A 25,366-nucleotide genomic window follows, 5' to 3' on the forward strand; every position below is an offset into this window, starting at 1 on the left:
TTGAAAAAAGTCGCGTAGCTTAGCTGACAACGCGCATAGGCGTGCCGTTGAAGAAGGCCAGAGCGTTTTCACTCAGTTGGCCGACGATACGTTGTCGCGCTTCGCGGCTGCCCCAGGCGCTGTGCGGGGTGATGATCAGCCTTGGAATATCGTCGGCGAGCAAGGGATTGCCGTTTCTCGGCGGCTCCTGAGTCAGTACATCGGTCGCCGCGCCGCCCAGGTGGCCGGCACGCAGTGCGTCAGCCAGGGCTTGTTCATTGATCAGGCCGCCGCGGGCAGTATTGATCAGAAAGGCGGTGGGCTTCATCAGGCTGAGTTCGCGGGCGTCGATCAGGTTCAGGGTGTCGCTGTTCAGCGGGCAGTGCAGGGTCAGTGCATCGACCTGAGGCAGTAGCTCATCCAGTGACAGGCGGTTTTCACGTGCAGGGCGGCCTGGCAGTTGGCCGAGCAGCACGCGCATGCCGAAGGCTTCGGCCAGTTTGGCGACTGCACCGCCCAGCTCACCATGGCCAAGCAGACCAAGGGTTTTGCCGTGCAGCTCGACGATCGGGTGATCAAGCAGGCAGAACTGCTGCGCCTGCTGCCAGTGTCCGGCGCGAACGTCGCGCTGGTAATCGGGTAGGCGTGTGGCCAGGGCAAGAAGCAACATCAGGGTGTGTTGTGCCACCGAAGGCGTGCCGTAACCCTGGCAGTTGCTGACGATCACGCCGTGGGCGCGGGCGGCGCTGAGATCAATCGGGTTGGTCCCGGTAGCGGCCACCAGTACCAGCTTCAGCTCCGGGCAGGCGGCGAACACCTCGGCATTCAGCGGCACCTTGTTGCTGATCGCCACCTGCACGCCCTGCAGGCGTTCGATGGTTTGCACCTGGGTGCTGTGCGGGTACAACTGCAGGTCGGCAAAGCAGGCGCTCAGGCTGGACAGGTCGAGGTCGCCCAGGTCGAGTGAGCTGTGGTCGAGAAAGGCGGCGCGGTGACTGTTACTCATCAGCTGTATCTATCCTGCAGGTTTGAGCGGGGAGTAAGGTGGCGAGCCTAACAGAATCATTTCGACGTCGCGGAGCCGCCCCATGTACTGGACCGAGTTTTTAGCTGTGGCCCTGATCCACCTGCTGGCTGTGGCCAGCCCTGGCCCGGATTTCGCGATTGTGGTGCGCGAGAGTGTGGCGCACGGGCGGCGTGCCGGCATCTTCAGTGCGATTGGCGTGGGCTGCGGGATTTTTATCCATGTGGCCTATTCGCTGCTGGGTATCGGCTTGATCGTGTCGCAGTCGATTGTGCTGTTTAACGCCCTGAAATGGCTGGCGGCGGCTTACCTGCTGTATATCGGCATTCGGGCATTGCGCGCCAAACCGGCCAGCCCGAGCGATGCCGAGTTGAGCCTGGATGAAGGTGAGCGCTCGCCGCGTGCCGCCTTTGTTGCCGGTTTTGTGACCAATGGCCTTAACCCCAAGGCCACGCTGTTCTTCCTGTCGCTGTTTACCGTGGTGATCAACCCGCATACGCCGCTGCCGGTACAGGCGGGCTATGGGGTTTATCTGGCGGTGGCCACGGCGCTGTGGTTCTGCATGGTTGCCCAACTGTTCAGTCATCAGCGCGTGCGTGCCAGCTTTGCCCGGATGGGCCACTGGTTTGATCGGCTGATGGGGGCGGTGCTGGTGGGCTTGGGCGTTAAGCTGGCGTTCAGCGAGTTGCGTTAAATCCAGAGCTGCAACGAAAACGCCCCGCATTGCGGGCCGTTTTCGTTAGGGCAGAGTCGATTTACTCGTCTTTGCCTTTGCTGCGCATGGCGCGCTGCACTTCGCGGTCGGCGTCGCGTTCTTTCTCGGTGTGGCGCTTGTCGAAGTCCTTTTTGCCCTTGGCCAGGGCAATTTCGCACTTGATCAGATGCGCCTTCCAGTAAATCGACATCGCCACGCAGGCGTAGCCTTTTTGCTGCACGGCACCGAATAGCTTGTCCAGTTCACGTTTATTCAGCAGCAGCTTGCGGGTGCGCGTCGGGTCAGCGATCACATGGGTGCTGGCCGCAGTCAGTGGGGTTATGTGGCAGCCCATCAGCCAGGCTTCGTCGTTCTTCAACAGCACGTAGCTGTCGACCAACTGGGCCTTGCCGGCGCGCAGACTTTTCACTTCCCAGCCGGCCAGGACCAAGCCTGCCTCGAACCTGGATTCGACGAAGTAGTCGTGCATCGCCTTCTTGTTTTGCGCGATGGTGCCTTGCGGGTGTTTCTTTTGTTTAGCCATAGGGCGCGCATTATAGGGAGTCACTGGCGCGGGCGCTATGTGTACGGCAGGGCAAAATCGGCTCTGCTTGGCGGCTAGGCACTGCGCGGTGTCGGCTGTGCTTGAGCCGCCCTGGCGAATCCCCGACAATGCGCGATCTTTTTTCAATAGAGCAGGCTAGCCGAGCATGGCGAACGATAAGGTTTCGATACACGGCGCCTGGGCCAGCCGTTGGGTGTTTATTCTGGCTGCGACTGGTTCGGCTGTTGGCTTGGGCAATATCTGGAAGTTCCCCTATATGACCGGCATGTACGGCGGTGGGGCTTTCGTGATGATGTACCTGGTGTGCATCTTTATGGTCGGCTTGCCGATCATGCTCGCCGAAACCCTGATCGGTCGGCGCGGCCGGCAGAGCCCGGTGAATACTCTCAAGACCCTGGCTATCGAGTCGGGTGCTTCGCCGAAATGGTCATGGGCGGCGCTGGTGGGGATGGTTGCCGCTCTGCTGATTCTGTCGTTCTACAGCGTGGTGGCCGGCTGGTCGCTGGACTACATCCTCAGCATGGGCGGCGGGCAATTTGCCGGCGTCAGCGCCGAGGGCGCCGGTGCGGCGTTTGGTGCGCTGACGGCTGATCCATGGCGGCTGACCCTGTGGCATACGCTGTTTATGTTGCTGACCGGCTTTGTTATCGCCCGTGGCGTGGTGGCCGGGCTTGAGCGCAGCCTGCGGATCATGATGCCGCTGCTGTTCGTGCTGCTGCTGGTGCTGCTGGGTTACAGCATGACCACCGGACACTTTATGCAGGGCTTTCACTTTCTCTTCGATTTCCAGCCGGATCGCGTGCTTGATGGTGTGCTGGCAGCCATGGGGCATGCCTTCTTTACCCTGAGCGTCGGTGTGGGCGCGATCATGGTTTACGGCTCGTATATGCCGAAGAACGCCTCGATTGGCGGCACCATTCTCACCGTCGGTATTCTCGACACCCTGGTAGCTCTCACTGCTGGTATGGCTCTGTTCCCCATCGTCTTCGCCGGTGGTCTGGAGCCTGGCGCAGGGCCAGGGCTGATGTTTGTTACCCTGCCGGTGGCGTTCGGCAATATCGCCTTTGGCCAGGTGATGGGCACGTTGTTCTTTATCCTTGTGCTGATCGCTGCCTGGACCTCGTCGATCTCCATGCTGGAGCCGGCGGTGGCCTATCTGGTCGAGCGCACCAAGCGCGGCCGGGTACTGGTGACCAGCGTGCTGGCGTTCCTCTGCTGGGTGGTCGGCATGGGTACGGTGCTGTCCTTTAACCTGGGGGCTGAAGCGAAGTTCTTTGTCTTTGGCGAGGATGGTTTCCACCTGTTCCAATGGGGCGCCGAAGGTGGGCGGAATTTCTTCGACACCATCGATTACCTGACCAGTCGCATTCTGTTGCCGTTCGGCGGCCTGGCGTTCGCCATCTTCGCCGGCTGGGTACTCAAGCGTAAAGCTGTGCGCGAAGAGCTGGCGATGAAAAGCCCGCTGCTGTTCAACGTGGTGTACTGGTTGATTCGTGTGGTCGCGCCAATTGGTGTGCTGATTGTGTTTGTCGCAGAGCTGAGCAAATGATCGCCTGCATCCTGTTTAGCCAAGTGGTTGCGTTATGAGTACTCATATTCAGCGTTCGGCGCTGTTGCCTTATCCCGCGCGGGCGCTGTTTGATCTGGTCAATGATGTGGCCAGTTACCCGCAGTTTTTGCCCTGGTGTTCTGCCAGTGAAGTGCTTGAGGTCAGCGACACGCATATGCGCGCCAGCCTTGCGGTGGCTAAAGGCGGCTTGAGCCAGCGTTTTGTCACGGCCAACACGCTGGTGCCGGGCGAGCTGATCAAGCTGACTTTGGTCGAGGGACCGTTTACCCAGCTGTATGGGCATTGGGAGTTCAAGGCGCTGGGTGACAAGGCCTGCAAGATCAGCCTCGATCTGACTTTCGACTATGCGGGGCCGCTGGTGCGGGCGACCCTCGGGCCGCTGTTCAATCAGGCCACCAATACCCTGGTCGATGCATTCTGCCAAAGGGCCAAACAACTCTATGGATAAACCAAATATCGTGGTCGAAGTGGTCTATGCCTTGGCCGATAAGCAGAAGCTGCTGCGCCTGAGTTTGCCTTATGGCACTACGGTGCGTCAGGCAGCGGTGCAGTCCGGAATGCAGGCGCATTTTCCCGATCTGGATCTGCACAACAGCCCGTTGGGGATATTTGGCAAGGCGGTGAGCAAGCCCGATGAGCGTGTGCTGGAAGAGGGTGAGCGGGTGGAGATTTACCGGCCGTTGATCGCTGACCCGAAAGAAGTGCGCAAGCAGCGTGCTGCCAAAGCAGCGCAAGCCAAGGCCGAGGAAGCTGGGCAGTAAGTGCGGAACGTGTGATTTGCAGAGATACAGGCATAAAAAAGCCCGGACATGCCCGGGCTTTTTTATCAGCAAATATTACTGCGGGGTGCTTTCCAGAGGTTCTGGAGTCGGCACTGGCACGACTTTCACGTCGTCCACTTCGCGCTGAATCTGTTCAAGCAGCGAGCCTGGCGCAGGCTTCTCTTCAACTTGCGGCTGCTGAGTGGTTTGCGGAGTGGTTACGCCGCTGTCTTCACCCAGAATGGCCTGGTCGCGGCTGACGCCCGGCATAAAGTCGCCTGACAAGCCAACCAGTTGGTCGTCGGCATTGAAGTTAACGCTTACACGCTCCTGCAGGCGCTGGCCGCCGCCAGGCTGGATGCTGTACAGGTAGTCCCAACGATTGGCGTGGAAGGTGTCAGTGAGCAGGGGGTTGCCCATGATAAACCGCACTTGCTTGCGGGTCATTCCCGGCCGCAACTGGTCTATCATGTCCTGCGTGACGACATTGCCCTGTTGGATGTCGATTTTATAAACCCCGGGGAATGAACAACCGGCGAGTGCGAGTAGCCCCGTAAGGGTGAGGCTGGTCAGCAGGAGTTTGGTTTTTTGCATCGGTGGGCGACTTCCACTATCTTGGCTGGGCAATATAACCCCGGATCATACCCGCAATAAAGGAAGCTGCGAAGCCGCTTCCGTGAGAAAGCAGACCATGGTTGAAAATAGCGAACTACGCAAGGCTGGCCTGAAAGTGACCCTGCCACGGGTCAAGATACTGCAAATGCTCGACCACGCCGGTCAGCGCCACATGAGTGCTGAAGACGTCTACAAGGCACTGATGGAGGCGGGTGACGACGTAGGTTTGGCGACTGTGTACCGCGTGCTGACCCAGTTTGAAGCAGCAGGTCTGGTGGTTCGTCATAACTTCGATGGCGGTCATGCGGTCTTCGAATTGGCGGACAGCGGCCATCACGACCATATGGTCTGTGTCGATTCCGGTGACGTGATCGAGTTTTTCGATGCCGAGATCGAAAAACGTCAGAAAGAAATCGTAAAAGAGCACGGTTTCGAGTTGGTCGATCACAATCTTGTGCTGTATGTGCGCAAGAAAACCTGATTGATGCAGGCATAACAAAGGCGACCCTAGGGTCGCCTTTGTGCTTTCTAGGGCCTGCTCAATCAGGCCTGGGCGCTGCCGACCATCTGCCGGGCATGTGCCAGGGATTCTTCGGTGAGGTCAACGCCGCCGAGCATGCGTGCAATTTCCTCGACCCGTTGCGCAGGGCTGAGTTTGCTCACCGCGGTGCGGGTGGCATCGCTTTCGCGCACTTTGTGCACGAACAGGTGCTGATGGCCTTGCGCGGCAACTTGCGGCAGGTGGGTGACGGTGAGTACCTGGCCGCGTTCACCGAGGCGGCGCAGTAGCTGTCCGACCACTTCGGCGGTGGGGCCGCCGATGCCGACGTCGACTTCATCGAATACCAGGGTTGGCACCCGCGAGGTTTGCGCGGTGATTACCTGAATCGCCAGGCTGATGCGCGACAGCTCGCCGCCTGAGGCGACCTTGGCCAGAGCCTTCAGGGGCTGGCCCGGGTTGGCGCTGACCAGAAACTCCAGCTGCTCCAGGCCATTGGGGTGAGGCTCGCTGTTGCTATTGACGGTCAGCTTGATGTTGAAACGCCCACCAGGCATGCCGAGGGTCTGCATTTCCTGCTCGACCGCGCTGGCCAGCTGGCTGGCGGCGTTGTTGCGCAGGGTGCTGAGTTCCGCTGCTTTTTCCTGGTAATGCCGTTCGAAAGCGGCCAGTTCGTCGCTCAGGCGTTCGGCGGCCTGGTCATCGGCGTTAAGGCTTTCCAGTTCTTCGAATAGCTGTTGCTGCATGGCGCTCAGCTCGGTTGGCTGGATGCGGTGCTTGCGCGCCAGGGTGTAGATCGCGTCCAGGCGTTCTTCCATTTGCTGCAGGCGCTCGGGGTCGGCGTCGAAGTGGTCGAGAAAGCGGTTCAGCTCGCCGACGGCTTCTTCTACCTGGATCTGTGCGCTGGCCAGCAGGTTGGTGGCTTCGCTGAGTGCGCCGGGCTGACCCTGAAAAGCGCCGAGGCGATTAAGGCTGCTGGTCAGGGCGGACAGCACGTTGCCGGCGTCATTCTCGCTGCATTGTTCAATCACCAGGCGACAGGCGCTGAGTAGGCTTTCCGCGTTGGTCAGGTTTTTATGTTCCTGCTCCAGTTGTTCTAGCTCGTCCTCACCCAAGGCCAGATTATCCAGCTCCTCAAGCTGGTAGCTGAGCAGCTGATGACGTGCGCGCTGTTCGTCGCCGATGCTGGAAACCCGCTCCAGCTCATTTTTGGTCTGCTTCCAGCGCTGTGCGGCGAGCTGCACCTGGCGCGCCAGCTCCTGGCTGCCGGCGTATTCGTCGAGCAGGCGGCGGTGGGTGTCGGGTTTGAGCAGGGATTGGTGCTCGTGCTGGCTGTGGATGTCGATCAGCAGCTCGCCCAGAGCCTTGAGATCGCCTTGCGGGCAGGGTGAGCCATTGATATAGCCGCGCGAGCGGCCTTCGGTGGTGATCACCCGGCGCAGGATGCACGGGCCGTCATTGTCCAGATCACGCTCGGCCAGCCAGGCGCGGGCTTCGGGGATGTCATGCAGGTCGAAACTGGCGAGGATGTCCGCCTTGTCCGCACCGGGGCGCACCACGCCGCTGTCGGCGCGATCACCCAGGGTCAGGCCGAGGGCGTCGAGCATGATCGACTTGCCGGCACCGGTTTCGCCGCTGATCACGCTCATGCCGGCGTCCAGCTCTAGATCAAGGTGTTCAACGATGGCGTAGTTGTGTACGGACAGGTGCACCAGCATGGCGAGGCCTCCCAAGTTCATGTCTGGTTATTTATACAGTGTTTTTTTGTGAGCTGACAATCCGTCTGCAGTCCTTGAAACCACATTTTTTGACCCCATATAGCGGTCAGGTACGTGAGTTGAGGCTCGCGTCGGATTTATAAGAGGAGAGACGCATGGCTGACGAACAGACCCTGGATACGCAGAACCCCGATGTACAAACAGCTGCCGAAGCGGCTGCGGGTGATGACCTGGTTGCCCGCGTGCAAGCGCTGGAAGAGCAACTGGCTACTGCGCAGGATCAGTCGCTGCGCATGGCTGCCGATCTGCAGAATGTGCGCCGCCGCGCCGAGCAGGATGTAGAGAAGGCGCACAAATTCGCTCTGGAGAAATTCGCCAACGACCTGTTGCCGGTGGTGGATAGTCTGGAGCGCGGTCTTGAACTGTCGAGTCCTGATGATGAGGCGATCAAGGCAGTACGTGAGGGCATGGAACTGACGCTCAAACTGTTCGGCGACACCCTCAAGCGTCACCAGTTGGAAGCCATTGATCCGCATGGTGCACCGTTCAACGCCGAACACCATCAGGCGATGGCGATGCAGGAAAGCACCAGTGTCGAGCCAAACAGCGTGCTCAAGGTGTTCCAGAAGGGCTACATGCTCAATGGTCGTCTGCTGCGCCCCGCCATGGTGGTGGTCAGCAAGGCGCCGGTAGAAGCGCCGCCATCGATCGATGAGCAGGCTTGAAATTCGCCGAGCTGCCCCCATTAAACAGTCAAGCGTTTTAGTGCTACCGCCGCTGGCAACGATCAGCGGCGGGATTATCAAAGTTTCGGGAGAGTGAAGATGGGCAAAATTATTGGTATCGACCTGGGGACCACCAACTCGTGCGTCTCGGTTCTGGAAAACGGTGTTGCTAAAGTTATCGAAAACGCTGAAGGCGCGCGTACTACGCCGTCGATCATCGCGTATGCCAACGACGGTGAAATCCTCGTCGGCCAGTCGGCCAAGCGTCAGGCCGTGACCAATCCGCATAACACCCTGTATGCGGTAAAGCGTCTGATCGGCCGTCGTTTCGAAGAAGACGTCGTGCAGAAAGACATCCAGATGGTGCCGTACAAGATCGCCAAGGCGGACAACGGTGACGCCTGGGTTGAAGTGAACGGCCAGAAGATGGCTCCGCCGCAAATCTCGGCTGAAATCCTGAAGAAAATGAAGAAAACCGCCGAAGACTACCTCGGCGAGCCAGTGACCGAAGCGGTGATCACCGTGCCGGCCTACTTCAACGACAGCCAGCGTCAGGCCACCAAAGACGCCGGCCGTATTGCTGGTCTGGATGTAAAGCGCATCATCAACGAGCCTACCGCAGCTGCTCTGGCGTACGGTATGGACAAGGCCAAGGGCGATCACACCGTGATCGTCTATGACCTGGGTGGCGGTACTTTCGACGTATCCGTGATCGAAATTGCTGAAGTTGACGGCGAGCACCAGTTTGAAGTGTTGGCCACCAACGGTGACACCTTCCTCGGTGGTGAAGACTTCGACATTCGCTTGATCGACTACCTCGTTGACGAATTCAAGAAAGAAAGCGGCATGAACCTCAAGGGTGACCCGCTGGCCATGCAGCGCCTGAAAGAAGCCGCTGAGAAAGCCAAGATCGAACTGTCCTCGAGCCAGTCGACCGACGTGAACCTGCCGTACATCACTGCAGACGCCACCGGTCCTAAGCACCTGAACGTGAAGATTTCCCGCGCCAAGCTGGAATCGCTGGTTGAAGACCTGGTGCAGCGCACCATTGAGCCGTGCCGTATCGCGCTGAAAGACGCCGGTATCGACATCGGTGCGATCAACGACGTGATCCTGGTCGGCGGGCAGACCCGCATGCCTTTGGTGCAGAAGCTGGTGACCGATTTCTTCGGTAAAGAAGCGCGTAAAGACGTCAACCCGGACGAAGCTGTGGCCATGGGTGCTGCGATCCAGGGTGCGGTACTGGCTGGCGACGTCAAGGACGTGCTGCTGCTCGACGTCAGCCCGCTGACTCTGGGTATCGAAACCATGGGTGGCGTGATGACTGCGCTGATCGAGAAAAACACCACGATTCCGACCAAGAAATCGCAAGTGTTCTCGACCGCCGATGACAACCAGGGCGCCGTGACCATTCACGTGCTGCAGGGCGAGCGCAAGCAAGCCAGCGGTAACAAGTCGCTGGGCAAATTCGACCTGGCCGAGATTCCACCGGCTCCGCGTGGCGTACCGCAGATCGAAGTAACCTTCGATATCGACGCCAACGGTATCCTGCACGTCGGCGCGAAAGACAAGGCGACTGGCAAGACTCAGTCGATTGTGATCAAGGCCAACTCCGGTCTGTCTGAAGAAGAAATTCAGCAGATGGTGCGTGACGCCGAGGCTAATGCTGAGGAAGACCGCAAGTTCGAAGAGCTGGCTACCGCGCGCAACCAGGGTGATCAGCTGGTGCACGCCACCCGCAAGATGATCACCGAGGCTGGCGACAAGGCTACTGCCGACGAGAAGACTGCTATCGAAACCGCATTGAGCGCGCTGGAAGTGGCGATCAAGGGTGACGACAAGGCCGATATCGACGCCAAGATGACCGCGCTGTCCGAAGTGACCGCGCCACTTGCGCAGAAGATGTACGCCGAACAGCCGCAACCAGGCGCGCAAGCCCAGGATGCTGAACAAGCCAAGGACGCAGGCGACGACGTGGTCGACGCTGAGTTCGAAGAGGTCAAAGACAACAAATAAATAGGCGCAAGCTTATGCCGCTCTGGCCGGGCGCGACGCGAGTTGCGTTCGGCATGATCCGCCGCGCGGGAGCTTGCTCCCGCGTTGGCGTGTCTGGAGTAGACGATTTAAAGGTGTTGAAGACTTATGGCTAAACGCGATTTTTACGAGGTGCTCGGTGTCGAGCGCGGTGCCAGCGAAGCGGAGCTGAAAAAAGCCTACCGCCGTCTGGCCATGAAGTATCACCCCGACCGTAACCCGGACGATAAAGCCGCCGAAGAGAAGTTCAAAGAAGCCAACGAGGCTTATGAAGTGCTCTCCGATGCGGCCAAGCGTTCGGCTTACGATCAGTACGGTCATGCCGGTGTCGACCCGCAAATGGGTGGCGGCGGTGGCGGCCCGGGCGGGGCGAACTTCTCCGATATCTTCGGTGATGTATTCAGCGATTTCTTCGGTGGCGGTGGTCGTGGTGGTCAACGTGGCGGTGCACAGCGCGGCAGTGACTTGCGCTACACCCTGGAGCTGGACCTGGAAGAAGCGGTGCGTGGCACTACGGTGACCATTCGCGTACCGACGCTGGTCAATTGCAAGCCTTGCGATGGCTCAGGCGCGAAGAAGGGCACCACGCCGGTGACCTGTACCACCTGTGGCGGTATTGGTCAGGTGCGCATGCAACAAGGCTTCTTCTCGGTGCAGCAGACCTGCCCGCGCTGCCATGGCAGCGGCAAGATGATCACTGACCCGTGCGGTTCTTGCCACGGCCATGGCCGGGTGGAAGAGCACAAAACCCTGTCGGTGAAAGTGCCGGCTGGCGTCGATACCGGCGACCGCATTCGTCTATCTGGCGAAGGCGAGGCGGGTGCCATGGGTGGCCCAGCGGGCGACCTGTACGTGGTGGTGAATGTGCGTGAGCACGCGATCTTCCAGCGCGACGGCAAGCACCTGTACTGCGAAGTACCGATCAGCTTTGCCGATGCGGCCCTGGGCGGTGAGTTGGAAGTGCCGACCCTGGATGGTCGGGTCAAGCTGAAGATCCCGGAAGGCACGCAGACCGGCAAGATGTTCCGCCTGCGTGGCAAGGGTGTTGCCCCAGTGCGTGGCGGCGGTGCAGGGGACCTGATGTGCAAGGTGGCGGTGGAAACCCCGGTCAACCTGGACAAGCGTCAGCGCGAACTGCTCGACGAGTTCCGCAAAACCCTGGAAGGCGACAGCTCGCATTCGCCGAAGGCCAATGGCTGGTTCGAAGGTGTTAAGCGCTTCTTTGGCGACCTGTAAATCCCGCTGACAGGCTGCGCGGTCGCTAAGCGGCTGCTGCAGTCTGGGGCGACAGCTTGGAGCTGATAGATATGCAACGTATTGCTGTGATGGGCGCCGCCGGGCGCATGGGCAAGACCCTGATCGAAGCCGTGCAGCTGGTCGATGGCGCAAGCCTGAGTGCGGCGATTGATCGTGCCGACAGCAGTCTGGTTGGCGCGGATGTCGGTGAGCTGGTGGCGCAGGGCAAGATTGGCGTCAATCTGTCCGGCGATCTGAATGCGGTGCTTGATCAGTTCGATGTGCTGATCGACTTTACTCATCCATCGGTCACCCTGAAGAACCTGGAAATCTGCCGCCAGGCCGGTAAATCCATGGTGATCGGCACTACCGGTTTTTCCCCAGAGGAAAAGCAGCTGCTGGCCGAGGCCGGCAAGCAGATTTCCATCGTGTTTGCTGCCAACTTCAGTGTCGGCGTCAATCTATGCCTGAAGCTGCTCGACACTGCGGCGCGGGTGCTCGGTGATGACGTGGATATCGAAATCATCGAAGCCCATCACCGCCACAAGGTCGATGCGCCGTCCGGCACCGCTTTGCGTATGGGTGAAGTAGTGGCCAATGCACTGGGGCGCGATCTGCAGAAGGTCGCTGTCTATGGTCGTGAAGGCCAGACCGGTGCGCGTGAGCGCGAAACCATTGGTTTTGCCACGGTGCGCGCCGGTGATGTGGTCGGTGATCACACTGTGCTGTTCGCTGCCGATGGCGAGCGTGTGGAAATCACCCATAAGGCATCGAGTCGCATGACCTTCGCCAAAGGCGCAGTGCGTGCGGCGTTGTGGCTGCAAAAACGTCAGCCTGGTCTGTATGACATGCAGGACGTTCTGGGGCTTAACTGAGGCATTCTGTCGCAGGAATGTGTTTTACCTGGGTCTGAGTCGCAACTGGCGGTGGACCCAAAAGGCAGTTTCCTGTAAGCTTTCTGCTTTAGTGTGTCCACTAAAGTTGCGCAGAATGAATCAGATAAAAAAGCGGGGTGACGGTCGATACGTCATCCCGCTTTTTTACAATCTGCGTTTGCTTCACGTTTTGATTTCCGGAGGTTTTCTTGAGTAAGCCAGCCCTTAAACCTGCCATTTTGGCTCTTGCTGATGGCAGTATTTTTCGCGGCGAGGCCATCGGTGCCGATGGCCAAACTATTGGAGAGGTGGTTTTTAACACCGCCATGACCGGCTATCAGGAAATCCTTACCGATCCTTCCTATGCCCAGCAGATTGTCACCCTGACCTATCCGCACATCGGCAATACCGGCACCACGCCGGAAGACGCCGAGTCCAACCGCGTATGGGCCGCTGGCCTGATTATCCGTGACCTGCCGCTGACCTCCAGTAACTGGCGCAACAAGCAGCCGCTGGATGAATACCTCAAGGAAAACGGCACCGTCGCCATCGCTGGTATCGACACCCGTCGCCTGACCCGCATTCTGCGTGAGAAAGGCTCGCAGAATGGCTGCATTTTGGCCGGCGATGACGCCACTGAAGAAAAAGCCCTGGAATTGGCGCGTAGCTTCCCTGGCCTGAAAGGCATGGATTTGGCCAAGGTGGTCAGCTGCACCGAACGTTACGAGTGGCGCTCCAGTGTGTGGAACCTGAAAGACGATAGTCATCTGCAAATCCCGGCCAGCGAGCTGCCATACCATGTTGTGGCCTACGACTATGGCGTCAAGCTGAACATCCTGCGCATGCTGGTTGAGCGAGGTTGCCGTGTGACCGTCGTGCCGGCGCAGACGCCTGCTGGCGATGTGCTGGCACTCAATCCCGATGGCGTGTTCCTGTCCAACGGCCCAGGCGATCCCGAGCCTTGCGATTACGCGATTCAGGCGATCAAAGATGTGCTGGAAACCGATATCCCGGTATTCGGCATCTGCCTCGGTCACCAGCTTTTGGCCCTGGCTTCCGGCGCCAAGACCCTGAAAATGGGCCATGGCCACCACGGTGCCAACCATCCGGTGCAGGACCTGAAAACCGGCGTGGTGATGATCACCAGCCAGAACCACGGTTTTGCCGTGGATGAAAGCAGCCTGCCAAGCAACGTGCGCGCCATTCACAAGTCGTTGTTCGACGGTTCCCTGCAGGGGATCGAACGGACCGATAAGGACGCCTTCAGCTTCCAGGGTCACCCCGAAGCGAGCCCCGGCCCAGCCGATGTGGCGCCGCTGTTCGACCGTTTTATCGAAGCCATGGCCAAGCGCCGTTAAGCCAGCCGACTGACCCAAGGATTCGAGAGAGAGAACATGCCAAAGCGTACAGACATTAAAAGTATCCTGATCCTCGGCGCTGGCCCGATTGTTATCGGCCAGGCCTGCGAGTTCGACTATTCCGGTGCCCAGGCGTGTAAAGCGCTGAAAGAAGAGGGTTACCGCGTCATCCTGGTCAACTCCAACCCGGCCACTATCATGACCGACCCGGCCATGGCGGACGCCACCTACATCGAGCCGATCAAGTGGGCCACTGTGGCCAAGATCATCGAGAAGGAGCGCCCTGATGCGCTGCTGCCGACCATGGGTGGCCAGACCGCGCTGAACTGCGCCCTGGACCTGGAAAAGCACGGCATCTTGGAAAAATTCGGTGTCGAGATGATTGGTGCCAACGCCGACACCATCGACAAGGCCGAAGACCGTTCGCGCTTCGACAAAGCGATGAAAGACATCGGCCTGGCCTGCCCGGTTTCCGGCATCGCGCACAACATGGAAGAAGCTTACGGTGTGCTGGAGAAGGTTGGCTTCCCGTGCATTATCCGTCCGTCCTTCACTATGGGTGGCACCGGCGGTGGTATCGCCTACAACCGTGAAGAGTTCGAAGAAATCTGCGCCCGCGGCCTGGATCTGTCGCCGACCAGCGAACTGCTGATCGACGAGTCGCTGATCGGCTGGAAGGAATACGAGATGGAGGTGGTCCGCGACAAGAAGGACAACTGCATCATCGTCTGCGCCATCGAAAACTTCGATCCAATGGGCGTGCACACCGGTGACTCCATCACTGTGGCCCCGGCGCAAACCCTGACCGACAAGGAATACCAGATTCTGCGTAACGCCTCGCTGGCGGTACTGCGCGAGATCGGCGTGGAAACCGGTGGCTCCAACGTGCAGTTCGGCATTTGCCCGAACACCGGCCGTATGGTCGTGATCGAGATGAACCCGCGCGTATCGCGTTCCTCGGCGCTGGCCTCCAAGGCCACCGGTTTCCCGATCGCCAAGATCGCCGCCAAACTGGCTGTGGGTTACACCCTCGACGAGCTGCAGAACGACATCACCGGTGGGCGTACCCCGGCTTCGTTCGAGCCGGCCATCGACTATGTTGTGACCAAGATCCCGCGTTTTGCTTTCGAGAAATTCCCGAAAGCCGACGCCCGCCTGACCACGCAGATGAAATCGGTCGGCGAAGTCATGGCCATCGGTCGTACTTTCCAGGAGTCCCTGCAGAAAGCCCTGCGAGGCCTGGAAGTGGGCGTCTCAGGCTTTGATGAAAAGCTCGATCTGGCTGACCCGGAAGCAGAAAGCACTCTGCGCCGTGAGCTGACTGTGCCAAGCGCTGACCGTATCTGGTACATCGCTGATGCCTTCCGCGCTGGCAAGACGGTTGCGGAAATCTTCGAGCTGACCAATATCGATGAATGGTTCCTGGTGCAGATCGAGGATCTGATCAAGGACGAAGAGCGCATCAAGACACTGGCGCTGTCGAGCATTGATCGTGACTCGATGTACAAGCTCAAGCGCAAAGGCTTCTCCGACATCCGTCTGGCCAAGCTGCTGGGCGTGACCGAGAAGACCCTGCGCAGTCAGCGCCACAAGTTGAAAGTGCTGCCGGTGTACAAGCGGGTCGATACCTGCGCTGCCGAGTTCGCCACCGACACCGCCTACATGTATTCGACCTACGAGGAAGAGTGCGAGGCCAATCCGTCGACCCGCGACAAGATCATGATCTTGGGCGGTGGCCCTAACCGTATCGGCCAGGGCATTGAGTTCGACTACTGCTGCGTACACGCCGCGCTGGCGCTGCGCGAAGACGGTTACGAGACCATCATGGTCAACTGCAACCCGGAGACCGTTTCCACTGACTATGACACCTCGGACCGCCTGTACTTTGAGCCAGTAACACTGGAAGACGTACTGGAAATCGTCCGCGTTGAGCAGCCTAAAGGCGTGATCGTCCAGTACGGCGGGCAAACCCCGCTGAAGATCTGTCGTGCTCTGGAAGAGGCCGGCGTGCCGATCATCGGTACCAGCCCTGACGCCATCGACCGCGCTGAAGATCGCGAACGCTTCCAGCAGATGGTTCAGCGTCTTGGTCTGCGTCAGCCGGCCAACGCCACGGCACGCAGCGAAGACGAAGCCCTGGCTCACTCCAAAACCATCGGTTATCCGCTGGTAGTGCGTCCATCCTACGTGCTGGGCGGTCGGGCGATGGAAATCGTCTACCAGGAAGACGAGCTCAAGCGCTACATGCGTGAAGCGGTAAAAGTCTCCAATGACAGCCCGGTGCTGCTCGACCATTTCCTCAACTGCGCCATTGAAGTCGACGTGGATGCGGTGTGCGACGGTGAAACCGTGGTGATTGGCGCGATCATGCAGCACATTGAGCAGGCGGGCGTGCACTCCGGTGACTCAGCCTGTTCGCTGCCGCCGTACTCGCTGCCGATGCACATCCAGGACGAGATCCGTGAGCAGGTCAAGAAAATGGCCCTGGAGCTCAATGTGGTTGGCCTGATGAACGTGCAGATGGCCGTGCAGGGCGAGGACATCTTCGTCATTGAAGTGAACCCGCGCGCGTCGCGTACCGTGCCGTTCGTCTCCAAGTGTGTTGGTGTTTCTCTGGCCAAGGTGGCTGCCCGTGTCATGGCTGGTAAATCCTTGGCTGAGGCCGGTTACAACGCCGAGATCATTCCGCCGTATTTCAGCGTCAAGGAAGCGGTATTCCCGTTCGCCAAGTTCCCTGGCGTCGATCCGATCCTCGGTCCAGAGATGAAGTCCACTGGTGAAGTGATGGGCGTTGGCGATACCTTCGGCGAGGCTTTTGCCAAGGCGCAGATGGGTGCCAGCGAAGTGTTGCCGAACGCAGGCGTGGCTTTTATCAGTGTGCGTGATGACGATAAGCCGTTGGTGGCTGGCGTTGCGCGCGATCTGATCGGGCTGGGCTTTGAAGTGGTGGCGACCGCCGGTACTGCCAAACTGATCGAGGCGGCTGGTTTGCCAGTGCGTCGCGTGAACAAGGTGACCGAGGGTCGTCCGCACGTGGTCGACATGATCAAGAATGATGAAGTCACCCTGATCATCAACACCACTGAAGGCCGTCAGTCCATTGCGGACTCCTACTCTATTCGTCGTAACGCTCTGCAGCACAAGATCTACTGCACCACCACCATTGCGGCGGGTCAGGCGATCTGTGAAGCGCTGAAGTTTGGTCCCGAGAAGACCGTGCGCCGGCTGCAGGATCTGCATGCAGGAATCAAGGCATGACCAAATACCCGATGACCGTCCAGGGCGCTCGCGCTCTGGAAGAAGAGCTGGCGCATTTGACCAAGGTGGTGCGTCCCAAGCTCAGCCAGGATATCGGTACCGCGCGCGAGCTCGGTGACCTCAAGGAAAACGCCGAATACCACGCTGCGCGCGAGCAGCAGGGCATGGTTGAGGCGCGTATCCGCGATATCGAAGGCCGTCTGCAGAATTCGGTGATCATTGATGTCACCAGCATCGAACACACCGGTAAGGTGATTTTCGGTACCACCGTGGAAATCGCCAACTGCGAGACTGATGAAAGCGTGGTCTATCAGATCGTTGGTGAAGACGAAGCTGACATCAAGCAGCGCAAGATTTCCGTCGGCTCACCTATCGCGCGCGCCTTGATCGGTAAGAGCGAGGGTGATGTGGTGGTGGTGCAGACGCCGAGCGGTGCGCTTGAGTATGAGATCGTCGAGGTTCGCCATCTCTAAGCCGGGCGTGCGTGATGCCGGTGCAATCAGCTGGCTGCTGGCTCAGACGCTTTGGGTTGGCGGCCTCTGGTTGCTGCATTTCCTGCTGTTACCGGCGATTGCCAAGATCGGCCTGGCCTCGTTGCTGGTCGAGGAAATCGGCAATACCCTGCGGTCACTACTGGTTGGCCTGGCGGTGGTTTGCGCCGGGTTGCAGGTGCTGGTGCTGATTCGTGCCGAGCGCCTGGCAAGCCTGTTGCGTGATACCCGCGGGCAATTGCTATTGGTCGTAGTGGCGATGGCGGGCAGTTACTTTGCTGCGCGCCAACTGCTGCCAGAGGCTGAACTGTGGCTGATGTTCAGTTATCTGGTGATGGCATTTTGTGGGTTGTTATTGGTCTTGCAGCCCGTGCCGCAAAAGCTCAGGCATAGGCTCTAGGCAGTAAGATTGGGCGGGACAGGTAGTTGCAAAGGCGCTGACCGCGCCTTGCAGCGGCCGACTAATCAACCGTGATTGCGATGAACGTTGGACAGATTCTTGTTCACTTTCGGGTTCTTGCGGTAGATCAGCGCCATTTTGCCAATCACCTGAACCAGTTCAGCTTTGCCGGCTTTGCACAGTTCATTGATGGCCGCGAGGCGGTCTTCGCGCTCAGTGATGCGTAATTGCACTTTAATCAGTTCATGATCGCCCAGTGCGCGTTCCAGTTCAGTCAGCACACCTTCGGTCAGACCGTTGTCAGCCACGATCAATACAGGCTTCAAATGGTGACCGATAGATTTGAATTGTTTCTTCTGCTCTTGAGTGAGCGGCATAATCTGATTCCTGCATTTAATCTGGTAAAAAACGGCGGTTAGTTTACCCGAGCGCCTTCGGGGCCGCCCAGATATTCATGCGTTGCACATTCGAGGTATTGCGTGGCCCGTTCCAAGACCAGTCAAGGTTGGCTGAAAGAGCATTTCAACGACCCCTACGTCAAAATGGCGCAGAAGGATGGCTATCGTTCGCGCGCCAGCTACAAGCTGCTGGAGATTCAGGAGAAGGATCGCATCCTGCGGCCTGGTATCACTGTAGTTGATCTGGGCGCTGCGCCGGGCGGTTGGTCGCAGGTCACCAGTCGGGTGATCGGTGACAAGGGGCGGTTGATCGCTTCAGATATCCTGGAGATGGACAGCATCCCCGACGTTACCTTTGTCAAAGGTGACTTTACTGACGATGAGGTGTTCGCGCAGATTCTTGAAGCCATCGGTGATCATCCTGTAGACCTTGTGATTTCCGATATGGCCCCCAATATGAGTGGGGTAAGGGAGTCAGATCAGCCGCGGGCGATGTATCTGTGCGAACTGGCGTTGGATTTGTCGACTCGGGTATTGCGACCGGGTGGTGATTTTCTGATCAAAATCTTCCAGGGTGAAGGTTTCGATCTGTATCACAAGCAGGTGCGTCAGTTATTCGACAAGGTGCAGATGCGCAAGCCGCTGTCCTCGCGTGATCGCTCCCGCGAGCAATATCTGCTGGCACGAGGCTTTCGCGGCCTCTGACGGCGTCAGGATTTGCAGCGAATTGTGGTGGGGCTTTGCGGTCTCACAACAAATAAAGGGTTACAGACGGCGCCTGCCAGGTGTGGGCGTTGTGTAGTAAGTTAGATCGGTACATAACTGGTCGTCATGCGAAGTGCGCTTCGACACGGGGCCTGCTTCAGAGGGTAGCTAATTGAACGACATGGCAAAGAATCTGGTCCTGTGGCTGATCATCGCCGCCGTCTTGGTGACGGTGATGAACAATTTCTCCAGCCCGACTGAGTCGAACAAACTCAACTATTCGCAGTTTATCCAGCAGGTTCAGGATGGCGGCGTTAAGCGAGTGACGGTTGATGGCTTCATCATCAGCGGTACCCGTACTGATGGTTCCTCGTTCGAGACCGTGCGTCCGGCGATTCAGGACAATGGCCTGATCAAGGACTTGATGGACAACAACGTCGAGATCGTCGGCAAGCAGCCTGAGCAGCAGAGCATCTGGACTCAGCTGCTGGTGGCCAGCTTCCCGATTCTGGTGATCATTGCTGTGTTCATGTTCTTCATGCGCCAGATGCAAGGTGGTGCGGGCGGTAAAGGCGGGCCGATGAGCTTCGGTAAGAGCAAGGCGCGCCTGCTCTCGGAAGATCAGGTCAAGACCACCTTTGCTGACGTCGCTGGTTGCGACGAGGCTAAGGAAGAAGTCAGTGAGCTGGTTGAGTTCCTTCGTGATCCAGGCAAGTTCCAGCGCCTCGGTGGGCGTATCCCGCGCGGCGTGCTGATGGTTGGCTCGCCAGGTACCGGTAAGACACTGCTGGCCAAGGCGGTTGCTGGCGAAGCCAAAGTGCCGTTCTTCACCATTTCTGGTTCGGACTTCGTAGAAATGTTCGTTGGTGTCGGTGCATCCCGTGTGCGCGACATGTTCGAGCAAGCCAAGAAGCACGCGCCATGCATCATCTTTATCGATGAGATCGACGCCGTGGGTCGTCATCGTGGTGCTGGCATGGGCGGCGGTCACGACGAGCGTGAGCAGACCCTCAACCAGTTGCTGGTAGAGATGGATGGCTTCGAAATGAACGACGGCATCATTGTTATCGCTGCTACCAACCGTCCTGATGTGCTCGACCCTGCTTTGCTGCGTCCGGGGCGTTTCGACCGCCAGGTCGTGGTTGGCCTGCCGGATATCCGTGGCCGCGAACAGATTCTTAAAGTGCATATGCGCAAAGTGCCGATGGGTGAAGATGTTGCCCCGGCTGTGATTGCGCGTGGTACCCCGGGCTTTTCCGGCGCGGATCTGGCCAATCTGGTCAACGAGGCATCGCTGTTCGCTGCCCGTGCCGGTAAGCGTCTGGTCGAAATGAAAGAGTTCGAGCTGGCCAAAGACAAGATCATGATGGGCGCCGAGCGCAAAACTATGGTCATGTCGGACAAGGAAAAGCTCAATACCGCCTTCCACGAAGCTGGCCATGCGATTGTCGGGCGCCTGGTGCCTGAGCATGATCCGGTCTACAAGGTGTCGATCATTCCGCGCGGTCGTGCCTTGGGCGTGACCATGTTCCTGCCCGAGGAAGATCGTTACAGTCTGAGCAAGCGTGCGCTGACCAGTCAGATCTGCTCGCTGTTCGGTGGTCGTATCGCCGAAGAAATGACCCTGGGCTTCGATGGAGTCACTACTGGTGCGTCCAACGACATCATGCGTGCCACCCAGTTGGCCAAGAACATGGTCACCAAGTGGGGGTTGTCGGAAAAACTCGGTCCGCTGATGTATGCCGAGGAAGAGGGTGAAGTATTCCTCGGCCGTAGCATGGGCAGCAATCAGAGCAACGTCTCTGCCGATACCGCCAAACTGATCGATCAGGAAGTGCGCAGCATCATTGATGAGTGCTACGGCACCGCCAAGCGTCTGCTGCAGGAAAATCGCGACAAGCTCGATGCGATGGCTGAAGCGCTGATGAAGTACGAAACCATCGACGCTGAGCAGATCGAAGACATTATGAATGGCCTCGCGCCGCGTGAGCCGAAAGGCTGGCAGGGTGGTGACGACAGCAACGGCACGCCGACTGCGCCAGTTGAAGTCGCTGAATCCACAGAGAAGCCAATTGGTGGCCCGGCCGCCGAACTCTAAGGTTTTCCATGTCTGTTGCACCAACCTTCGACCGGCTGCCCTGTGGCAGCCGGTTTCTTGATTTAAGCCGTCCGCAAGTGATGGGCATCCTCAACGTCACTCCCGACTCCTTCTCCGATGGTGGGCGCTACGGTCAGCGTGATGCGGCTTTGCGCCATGCTGAGGCGATGCTGCAGGCGGGGGCGACACTGATTGATGTCGGTGGGGAGTCGACGCGTCCTGGTGCTCGCGCGGTTTCTCCGTTTGAGGAGTTGGAGCGAGTTGCGCCTGTCGTCGAGGCTATTGCGCGCGAGCTGGATGTGATTATTTCGGTGGACACCTCAACGCCAGCAGTCATTCGCGAAGCGGCGCGGCTGGGTGCTGGGTTGATCAATGACGTGCGCTCACTGCAGCGTGATGGTGCGCTGGATGCGGCAGCGGACAGTGGTTTGCCGGTATGCCTGATGCATATGCGCGGCGAGCCCACCACTATGCAGCAGAACCCTCAATACCCTGATGTCGTCGCAGAAGTGCGCGAGTTTCTGCTTGAACGGCTGGCTGCCTGTTCGGCAGCTGGGATTGGCGCTGAGCGCGTCATCCTTGATCCGGGTTTTGGTTTTGCGAAAACCCTTGAGCACAATCTTTCGCTGTTCAAGCATTTGCAGGCGCTGCATGAGTTGGGTCGACCTCTACTGGTCGGGGTTTCGCGCAAGAGTATGATCGGCAAGGTGCTGGGGCATGAAGTGGGCGAGCGCCTCTATGGCAGTCTGGCCTTGGCTGCGTTGGCGCTGAGCAAAGGTGCGCACATTCTGCGAGTGCACGATGTGGCGCAAACGGTTGATGTAGTACGGATGATTGCTGCGGTTGAAGCGGCCGAATAAGTTAGAAGGAATTGTGGGATGGGTAGAAAATATTTTGGTACTGACGGTATTCGTGGACGTGTCGGTGACTTCCCTATTACCCCGGAATTCATGCTCAAGCTTGGCTGGGCGGCCGGGATGGCGTTTCGCAAGCAGGGCAAGTGCCGCATTCTGATCGGCAAGGACACGCGCATTTCCGGTTATATGTTCGAGTCTGCCCTAGAGGCTGGTTTGTCCGCCGCCGGCGCAGATGTAATGTTGCTCGGCCCGATGCCGACGCCAGCAATCGCCTACCTGACTCGTACCTTCCATGCCGAGGCTGGCATCGTTATCAGTGCCTCGCATAACCCCCATCACGACAACGGTATCAAGTTCTTCTCCGGGCAGGGCACCAAGCTGCCGGACGAAATCGAGTTGATGATCGAAGAGCTGTTAGATCAGCCGATGACCGTGGTCGAGTCCGAGCAGCTGGGCAAGGTCTCGCGAATCAACGATGCCGCTGGGCGCTATATCGAATTCTGTAAGAGTAGTGTGCCGAGCAGTACCGACTTTGCTGGGCTGAAGATCGTTGTCGATTGCGCCCATGGTGCGGCGTACAAGGTTGCACCTAGCGTATTCCGCGAGCTGGGCGCACAGGTTACGGTGCTTTCAGCGCAGCCCAATGGCTTGAATATCAATGACAACTGCGGTTCGACCCATGTCGAGGCGTTGCAGGCTGAAGTATTGGCGCAGCAGGCTGATCTGGGTATTGCCTTTGATGGTGATGCGGATCGGGTGTTGATGGTTGATCACTCCGGCGCCGTGGTTGATGGCGATGAGTTGCTGTTTATCATCGCGCGTGATCTGCTGGAGCGCGGCAAGCTGCAGGGTGGGGTGGTTGGCACGCTGATGAGTAACCTCGGGCTGGAGCTGGCGCTGGCCGATCTGGGTATTCCGTTTGTGCGTGCCAAGGTTGGTGATCGTTATGTGATTGCCGAGTTGCTGTCGCGCAACTGGCAGTTGGGTGGGGAAAACTCCGGTCATCTGGTGTGTTTCCAGCACACCACGACTGGTGATGCAATTATCGCTGCGCTGCAGGTGTTGATGGCGCTCAAGCGTCGTGAGCAAACCCTGGGCGAGGCCCGGCTCGGGATGCAGAAGTGTCCGCAGGTGTTGGTGAACGTTCGCTTTGCTGGCGGTGTTGACCCGCTGGAACACCCTGCTGTGCAGCAGGCCAGTGCGCGGGTGACCGAGCAGATGGCCGGTCGTGGGCGGGTGCTGCTGCGCAAATCCGGCACCGAGCCGTTGGTGCGGGTTATGGTTGAAGGTGATGACGAAGGCCAGGTGCGCGGCTATGCCGATGAATTAGCTAAAGTTGTTGCTGATGTATGTGCTTGATTCGGCTTGCCAGTCGGGTAGCTGTTGGGTAACATCTGCGCCCTCTTTGACCGACGAGGTAAAGCATGCGTCGCCCAATGGTTGCTGGTAACTGGAAAATGCACGGTACCCGCGCCAGCGTCGCAGAGCTGATCAACGGTCTCAATCAGCAGGTCTTGCCTGTTGGTGTGGATGTTGCGGTTTTTCCCTCTTGCCTGCATATGGCCCAGGTTGTTGATGGTCTGGCGGGCAAGGCGGTTGTAGTAGGTGCGCAGGATTGCGCGACTGAAGCGCAGCAAGGTGCTTTGACGGGTGAAGTAGCGGCAAGTCAGTTGCGTGATGCGCGCTGTTCGCTGGTGCTGGTTGGTCACTCCGAGCGTAGATCGTTGCTGGGCGAGAGTGATGAGGTTGTGACGCGCAAGTTTGCTGCGGCGCAATCTTCGGGCTTGCTTCCAGTGCTGTGTGTTGGTGAAACGCTGGCTCAGCGTGAGGCGGGCCGGACGCTTGAAGTGGTTGCGGCGCAGTTGTCTGCGGTGACTGATGCTTTGGGTGTTGAGGTGTTTGCCGATGCAGTCATTGCCTATGAGCCGGTTTGGGCTATTGGTACCGGTTTGACTGCGTCACCTGCGCAGGCGCAAGAGGTGCACGCGGCGATTCGCGAGCAGTTGGCGGCCAAAAACGCTGAGTTAGCAGGTAAGGTAAGAATTCTTTATGGCGGCAGCGTCAAGGCCGCCAGTGCAGCCGAATTATTCGGTATGCCGGATATCGATGGGGGGCTTGTGGGTGGAGCCTCTCTGAATGCGGATGAGTTCGGTGCGATCTGTCGCGCCGCAGGAAGCTAAAGAAATGCTGGAAACAGTTATTGTTGTTCTTCATCTGCTGGGTGCTATCGGTGTTGTTGTGCTGGTTTTGCTGCAGCAGGGTAAAGGTGCGGACGCAGGTGCTTCTTTTGGCGCGGGTGCTTCATCTACCGTATTCGGTAGCCAAGGAACTACTACCTTTTTGAGTCGCGTTACTGCTATACTCGCCACCGCTTTTTTCATGACTAGCTTGGGTTTAGCGTTCTTTGCTAAAGATAAAGCTGATGGTATGGCTCAGGTTGGTTTGCCTGATCCTGCGGTCCTGGAAGTACAACAGGCTAAGCCAGCTGTTGAAGATGTACCTGTTCTTGATGCAGCTAAGCCGGCTACTGAAGCGGCGGACGTACCTCAGGCTCCTGAGCAGCAGTAACACCCTGTAGGTTGTAAGCAACAAACGATTTTGCCGAGGTGGTGGAATTGGTAGACACGCTACCTTGAGGTGGTAGTGGCCATAGGCTGTAGGGGTTCGAGTCCCCTCCTCGGTACCAATTTTCAGGAAGGCCCGCTCGATGCGGGCCTTTTTGTTGCTGGAGTGTTGATTGACCCTGGTTGGGGTTCAGTCGTATAATCCGGCCCCAGCTTTGATGTGGGATTGAGCAGCAAGGTCGCTCCTCGGATGTTTAATCCGAAGCTGGCTGGGTTAAACCAGCCCCCGCATTGAGTTGCAGAGGAGCCCCTTTTAAGGGGCTTTTTGCTAGCTGGGCGACAGCTTTGCCGGCCTTTAGAGGGCGGTTTGATGATGGGCGATTCGCCCATTTTTTATTTTTACAGCATGCGCGAGGGGTTCAGGTGTCGAGCAAGCTAGAACAGTTGCAGGCCTTGGTGGCCCCGGTAGTCGAGGCTCTTGGCTACCAATGTTGGGGTGTCGAGTTCCTGTCACAAGGGCGGCATTCTCTGCTGCGAATTTATATTGATAAACAGCCTGACGGCGTGTTGATCGAGGACTGTGAAATTGTCAGTCGGCAGATCAGTGGCGTGCTCGATGTCGAGGACCCGATCAGTGCCGAGTACACCCTTGAGGTGTCCTCGCCAGGTATGGATCGGCCTCTGTTCACCCTTGAACAGTTCGCCAGCCATGCCGGTGAGCAAGTAAAGATCAAGCTGCGTTCGCCTTTTGAAGGTCGACGCAACTTCCAGGGCCTTCTGCGCGGTGTGGAAGAGCAGGACGTGGTAGTGCAGGTGGATGACCATGAATTCCTGTTGCCGATCGACATGATCGACAAGGCCAACATTATCCCCAGGTTTGATTGAGACGCGGATCCCCCGCAAGTGGCGCGGATAGCGCGGATCCAATGGATTGCGAAAGGC

25 protein-coding genes and 1 tRNA gene are annotated in these 25,366 nt (G+C 58.4%); 21 read left to right on the forward strand and 5 right to left on the reverse strand.

Going from position 1 to position 25,366, the window contains the following annotated elements; all coding sequences use genetic code 11:
* Window positions 1-19 precede the first annotated feature (19 nt).
* Window positions 20-985 (reverse strand): 2-hydroxyacid dehydrogenase, encoded by a 966-nt coding sequence (locus RHP75_RS05035; RefSeq protein ID WP_311090724.1) that lies wholly within the window; start codon window positions 983-985, stop codon window positions 20-22.
* Between the two features lie 82 nt (window positions 986-1,067).
* Between RHP75_RS05035 and RHP75_RS05040 the strand changes: the two genes are divergently transcribed.
* Window positions 1,068-1,697: a LysE family transporter gene (locus RHP75_RS05040; RefSeq protein ID WP_311090725.1), complete on the forward strand. Its 630-nt coding sequence runs from the start codon at window positions 1,068-1,070 to the stop codon at window positions 1,695-1,697.
* A 61-nt stretch (window positions 1,698-1,758) separates the two neighbouring features.
* Here the strand turns inward: RHP75_RS05040 and smpB are convergent, their stop codons facing one another.
* On the reverse strand, window positions 1,759-2,241 hold the full coding sequence (gene smpB / locus RHP75_RS05045; protein WP_090255207.1) for an SsrA-binding protein SmpB: 483 nt from the start codon (window positions 2,239-2,241) through the stop codon (window positions 1,759-1,761).
* A gap of 166 nt (window positions 2,242-2,407) precedes the next feature.
* On the opposite strand from smpB, the gene RHP75_RS05050 reads away from it, so the two are divergent.
* Genes RHP75_RS05050 through RHP75_RS05060 form a run of 3 tightly spaced genes read left to right on the forward strand, consistent with a single transcriptional unit; the run spans window position 2,408 to window position 4,593 of the window.
* The gene (locus RHP75_RS05050) at window positions 2,408-3,811 is read left to right on the forward strand and encodes a sodium-dependent transporter (RefSeq protein WP_311090726.1); all 1,404 of its coding nucleotides are present in this window, start codon (window positions 2,408-2,410) and stop codon (window positions 3,809-3,811) included.
* A 34-nt stretch (window positions 3,812-3,845) separates the two neighbouring features.
* On the forward strand, window positions 3,846-4,280 hold the full coding sequence (locus RHP75_RS05055; protein WP_160015947.1) for a type II toxin-antitoxin system RatA family toxin: 435 nt from the start codon (window positions 3,846-3,848) through the stop codon (window positions 4,278-4,280).
* Window positions 4,273-4,593, forward strand: coding sequence for an RnfH family protein (locus RHP75_RS05060; protein ID WP_311090727.1), 321 nt, complete (start codon window positions 4,273-4,275; stop codon window positions 4,591-4,593). Before RHP75_RS05055 ends, RHP75_RS05060 begins: the two co-directional genes overlap by 8 nt.
* 75 nt (window positions 4,594-4,668) lie before the next feature.
* Here the strand turns inward: RHP75_RS05060 and RHP75_RS05065 are convergent, their stop codons facing one another.
* Window positions 4,669-5,187 carry an outer membrane protein assembly factor BamE gene (locus RHP75_RS05065; protein ID WP_311090728.1) on the reverse strand — a complete coding sequence of 173 codons (519 nt, stop codon included), beginning with the start codon at window positions 5,185-5,187 and terminating at the stop codon, window positions 4,669-4,671.
* A 97-nt stretch (window positions 5,188-5,284) separates the two neighbouring features.
* On the opposite strand from RHP75_RS05065, the gene fur reads away from it, so the two are divergent.
* Window positions 5,285-5,689: a ferric iron uptake transcriptional regulator gene (fur, locus tag RHP75_RS05070; RefSeq protein ID WP_311090729.1), complete on the forward strand. Its 405-nt coding sequence runs from the start codon at window positions 5,285-5,287 to the stop codon at window positions 5,687-5,689.
* A 62-nt stretch (window positions 5,690-5,751) separates the two neighbouring features.
* Here fur and recN read toward each other — a convergent pair whose 3' ends face one another.
* A complete protein-coding gene (gene recN, locus RHP75_RS05075) occupies window positions 5,752-7,425 on the reverse strand; it encodes a DNA repair protein RecN (protein ID WP_311090730.1) in 1,674 nt (557 codons plus the stop codon).
* Window positions 7,426-7,580: 155 nt separating this feature from the next.
* Here recN and grpE point away from each other — a divergent pair, with 155 nt between their 5' ends.
* The 8 genes from grpE to RHP75_RS05115 all read left to right on the forward strand — a co-directional run bounded on the left by grpE (window position 7,581) and on the right by RHP75_RS05115 (window position 17,802).
* Window positions 7,581-8,150, forward strand: a complete 570-nt coding sequence (grpE, locus tag RHP75_RS05080) for a nucleotide exchange factor GrpE (RefSeq protein ID WP_311090731.1) — start codon at window positions 7,581-7,583, stop codon at window positions 8,148-8,150.
* 99 nt (window positions 8,151-8,249) lie between these two features.
* A complete protein-coding gene (gene dnaK / locus RHP75_RS05085) occupies window positions 8,250-10,166 on the forward strand; it encodes a molecular chaperone DnaK (protein ID WP_311090732.1) in 1,917 nt (638 codons plus the stop codon).
* Between the two features lie 126 nt (window positions 10,167-10,292).
* Complete coding sequence (dnaJ, locus tag RHP75_RS05090) at window positions 10,293-11,420, forward strand: molecular chaperone DnaJ (RefSeq protein ID WP_090255965.1); 1,128 nt, start codon at window positions 10,293-10,295, stop codon at window positions 11,418-11,420.
* A gap of 71 nt (window positions 11,421-11,491) precedes the next feature.
* Window positions 11,492-12,295, forward strand: coding sequence for a 4-hydroxy-tetrahydrodipicolinate reductase (gene dapB / locus RHP75_RS05095; RefSeq protein ID WP_311090733.1), 804 nt, complete (start codon window positions 11,492-11,494; stop codon window positions 12,293-12,295).
* Between the two features lie 209 nt (window positions 12,296-12,504).
* Entirely contained in the window at window positions 12,505-13,653 is a 1,149-nt protein-coding gene (gene carA, locus RHP75_RS05100; RefSeq protein ID WP_311090734.1) for a glutamine-hydrolyzing carbamoyl-phosphate synthase small subunit, read from the forward strand.
* A gap of 36 nt (window positions 13,654-13,689) precedes the next feature.
* On the forward strand, window positions 13,690-16,911 hold the full coding sequence (gene carB / locus RHP75_RS05105) for a carbamoyl-phosphate synthase large subunit (RefSeq protein WP_311090735.1): 3,222 nt from the start codon (window positions 13,690-13,692) through the stop codon (window positions 16,909-16,911).
* On the forward strand, window positions 16,908-17,384 hold the full coding sequence (gene greA / locus RHP75_RS05110; protein ID WP_311090736.1) for a transcription elongation factor GreA: 477 nt from the start codon (window positions 16,908-16,910) through the stop codon (window positions 17,382-17,384). The genes carB and greA overlap by 4 nt, the downstream gene beginning before the upstream one ends.
* Window positions 17,356-17,802: a DUF4149 domain-containing protein gene (locus RHP75_RS05115; RefSeq protein WP_311090737.1), complete on the forward strand. Its 447-nt coding sequence runs from the start codon at window positions 17,356-17,358 to the stop codon at window positions 17,800-17,802. Before greA ends, RHP75_RS05115 begins: the two co-directional genes overlap by 29 nt.
* 65 nt (window positions 17,803-17,867) lie before the next feature.
* Here the strand turns inward: RHP75_RS05115 and yhbY are convergent, their stop codons facing one another.
* Window positions 17,868-18,179: a ribosome assembly RNA-binding protein YhbY gene (gene yhbY, locus RHP75_RS05120; RefSeq protein WP_311090738.1), complete on the reverse strand. Its 312-nt coding sequence runs from the start codon at window positions 18,177-18,179 to the stop codon at window positions 17,868-17,870.
* A gap of 102 nt (window positions 18,180-18,281) precedes the next feature.
* On the opposite strand from yhbY, the gene rlmE reads away from it, so the two are divergent.
* From rlmE to rimP, 8 genes are all read left to right on the forward strand, one after another.
* Window positions 18,282-18,905, forward strand: a complete 624-nt coding sequence (gene rlmE / locus RHP75_RS05125) for a 23S rRNA (uridine(2552)-2'-O)-methyltransferase RlmE (RefSeq protein ID WP_311090739.1) — start codon at window positions 18,282-18,284, stop codon at window positions 18,903-18,905.
* 181 nt (window positions 18,906-19,086) lie between these two features.
* Window positions 19,087-21,003: an ATP-dependent zinc metalloprotease FtsH gene (ftsH, locus tag RHP75_RS05130; RefSeq protein ID WP_311090740.1), complete on the forward strand. Its 1,917-nt coding sequence runs from the start codon at window positions 19,087-19,089 to the stop codon at window positions 21,001-21,003.
* Window positions 21,004-21,011: 8 nt separating this feature from the next.
* Window positions 21,012-21,863, forward strand: a complete 852-nt coding sequence (gene folP, locus RHP75_RS05135; protein ID WP_311090741.1) for a dihydropteroate synthase — start codon at window positions 21,012-21,014, stop codon at window positions 21,861-21,863.
* An 18-nt stretch (window positions 21,864-21,881) separates the two neighbouring features.
* A complete protein-coding gene (gene glmM, locus RHP75_RS05140) occupies window positions 21,882-23,219 on the forward strand; it encodes a phosphoglucosamine mutase (protein WP_090255976.1) in 1,338 nt (445 codons plus the stop codon).
* A gap of 65 nt (window positions 23,220-23,284) precedes the next feature.
* Entirely contained in the window at window positions 23,285-24,040 is a 756-nt protein-coding gene (tpiA, locus tag RHP75_RS05145) for a triose-phosphate isomerase (protein WP_311090743.1), read from the forward strand.
* A 4-nt stretch (window positions 24,041-24,044) separates the two neighbouring features.
* Window positions 24,045-24,428 carry a preprotein translocase subunit SecG gene (secG, locus tag RHP75_RS05150; RefSeq protein WP_275961686.1) on the forward strand — a complete coding sequence of 128 codons (384 nt, stop codon included), beginning with the start codon at window positions 24,045-24,047 and terminating at the stop codon, window positions 24,426-24,428.
* A 32-nt stretch (window positions 24,429-24,460) separates the two neighbouring features.
* Window positions 24,461-24,546, forward strand: a tRNA-Leu gene (locus RHP75_RS05155).
* Window positions 24,547-24,847: 301 nt separating this feature from the next.
* The gene (gene rimP / locus RHP75_RS05160) at window positions 24,848-25,309 is read left to right on the forward strand and encodes a ribosome maturation factor RimP (RefSeq protein ID WP_090255979.1); all 462 of its coding nucleotides are present in this window, start codon (window positions 24,848-24,850) and stop codon (window positions 25,307-25,309) included.
* Window positions 25,310-25,366: the final 57 nt, after the last annotated feature.

Origin of the sequence: Pseudomonas sp. SG20056 (assembly GCF_031764535.1) — a bacterium.
In the GTDB taxonomy this organism is placed as follows: Bacteria; Pseudomonadota; Gammaproteobacteria; order Pseudomonadales; family Pseudomonadaceae; genus Aquipseudomonas.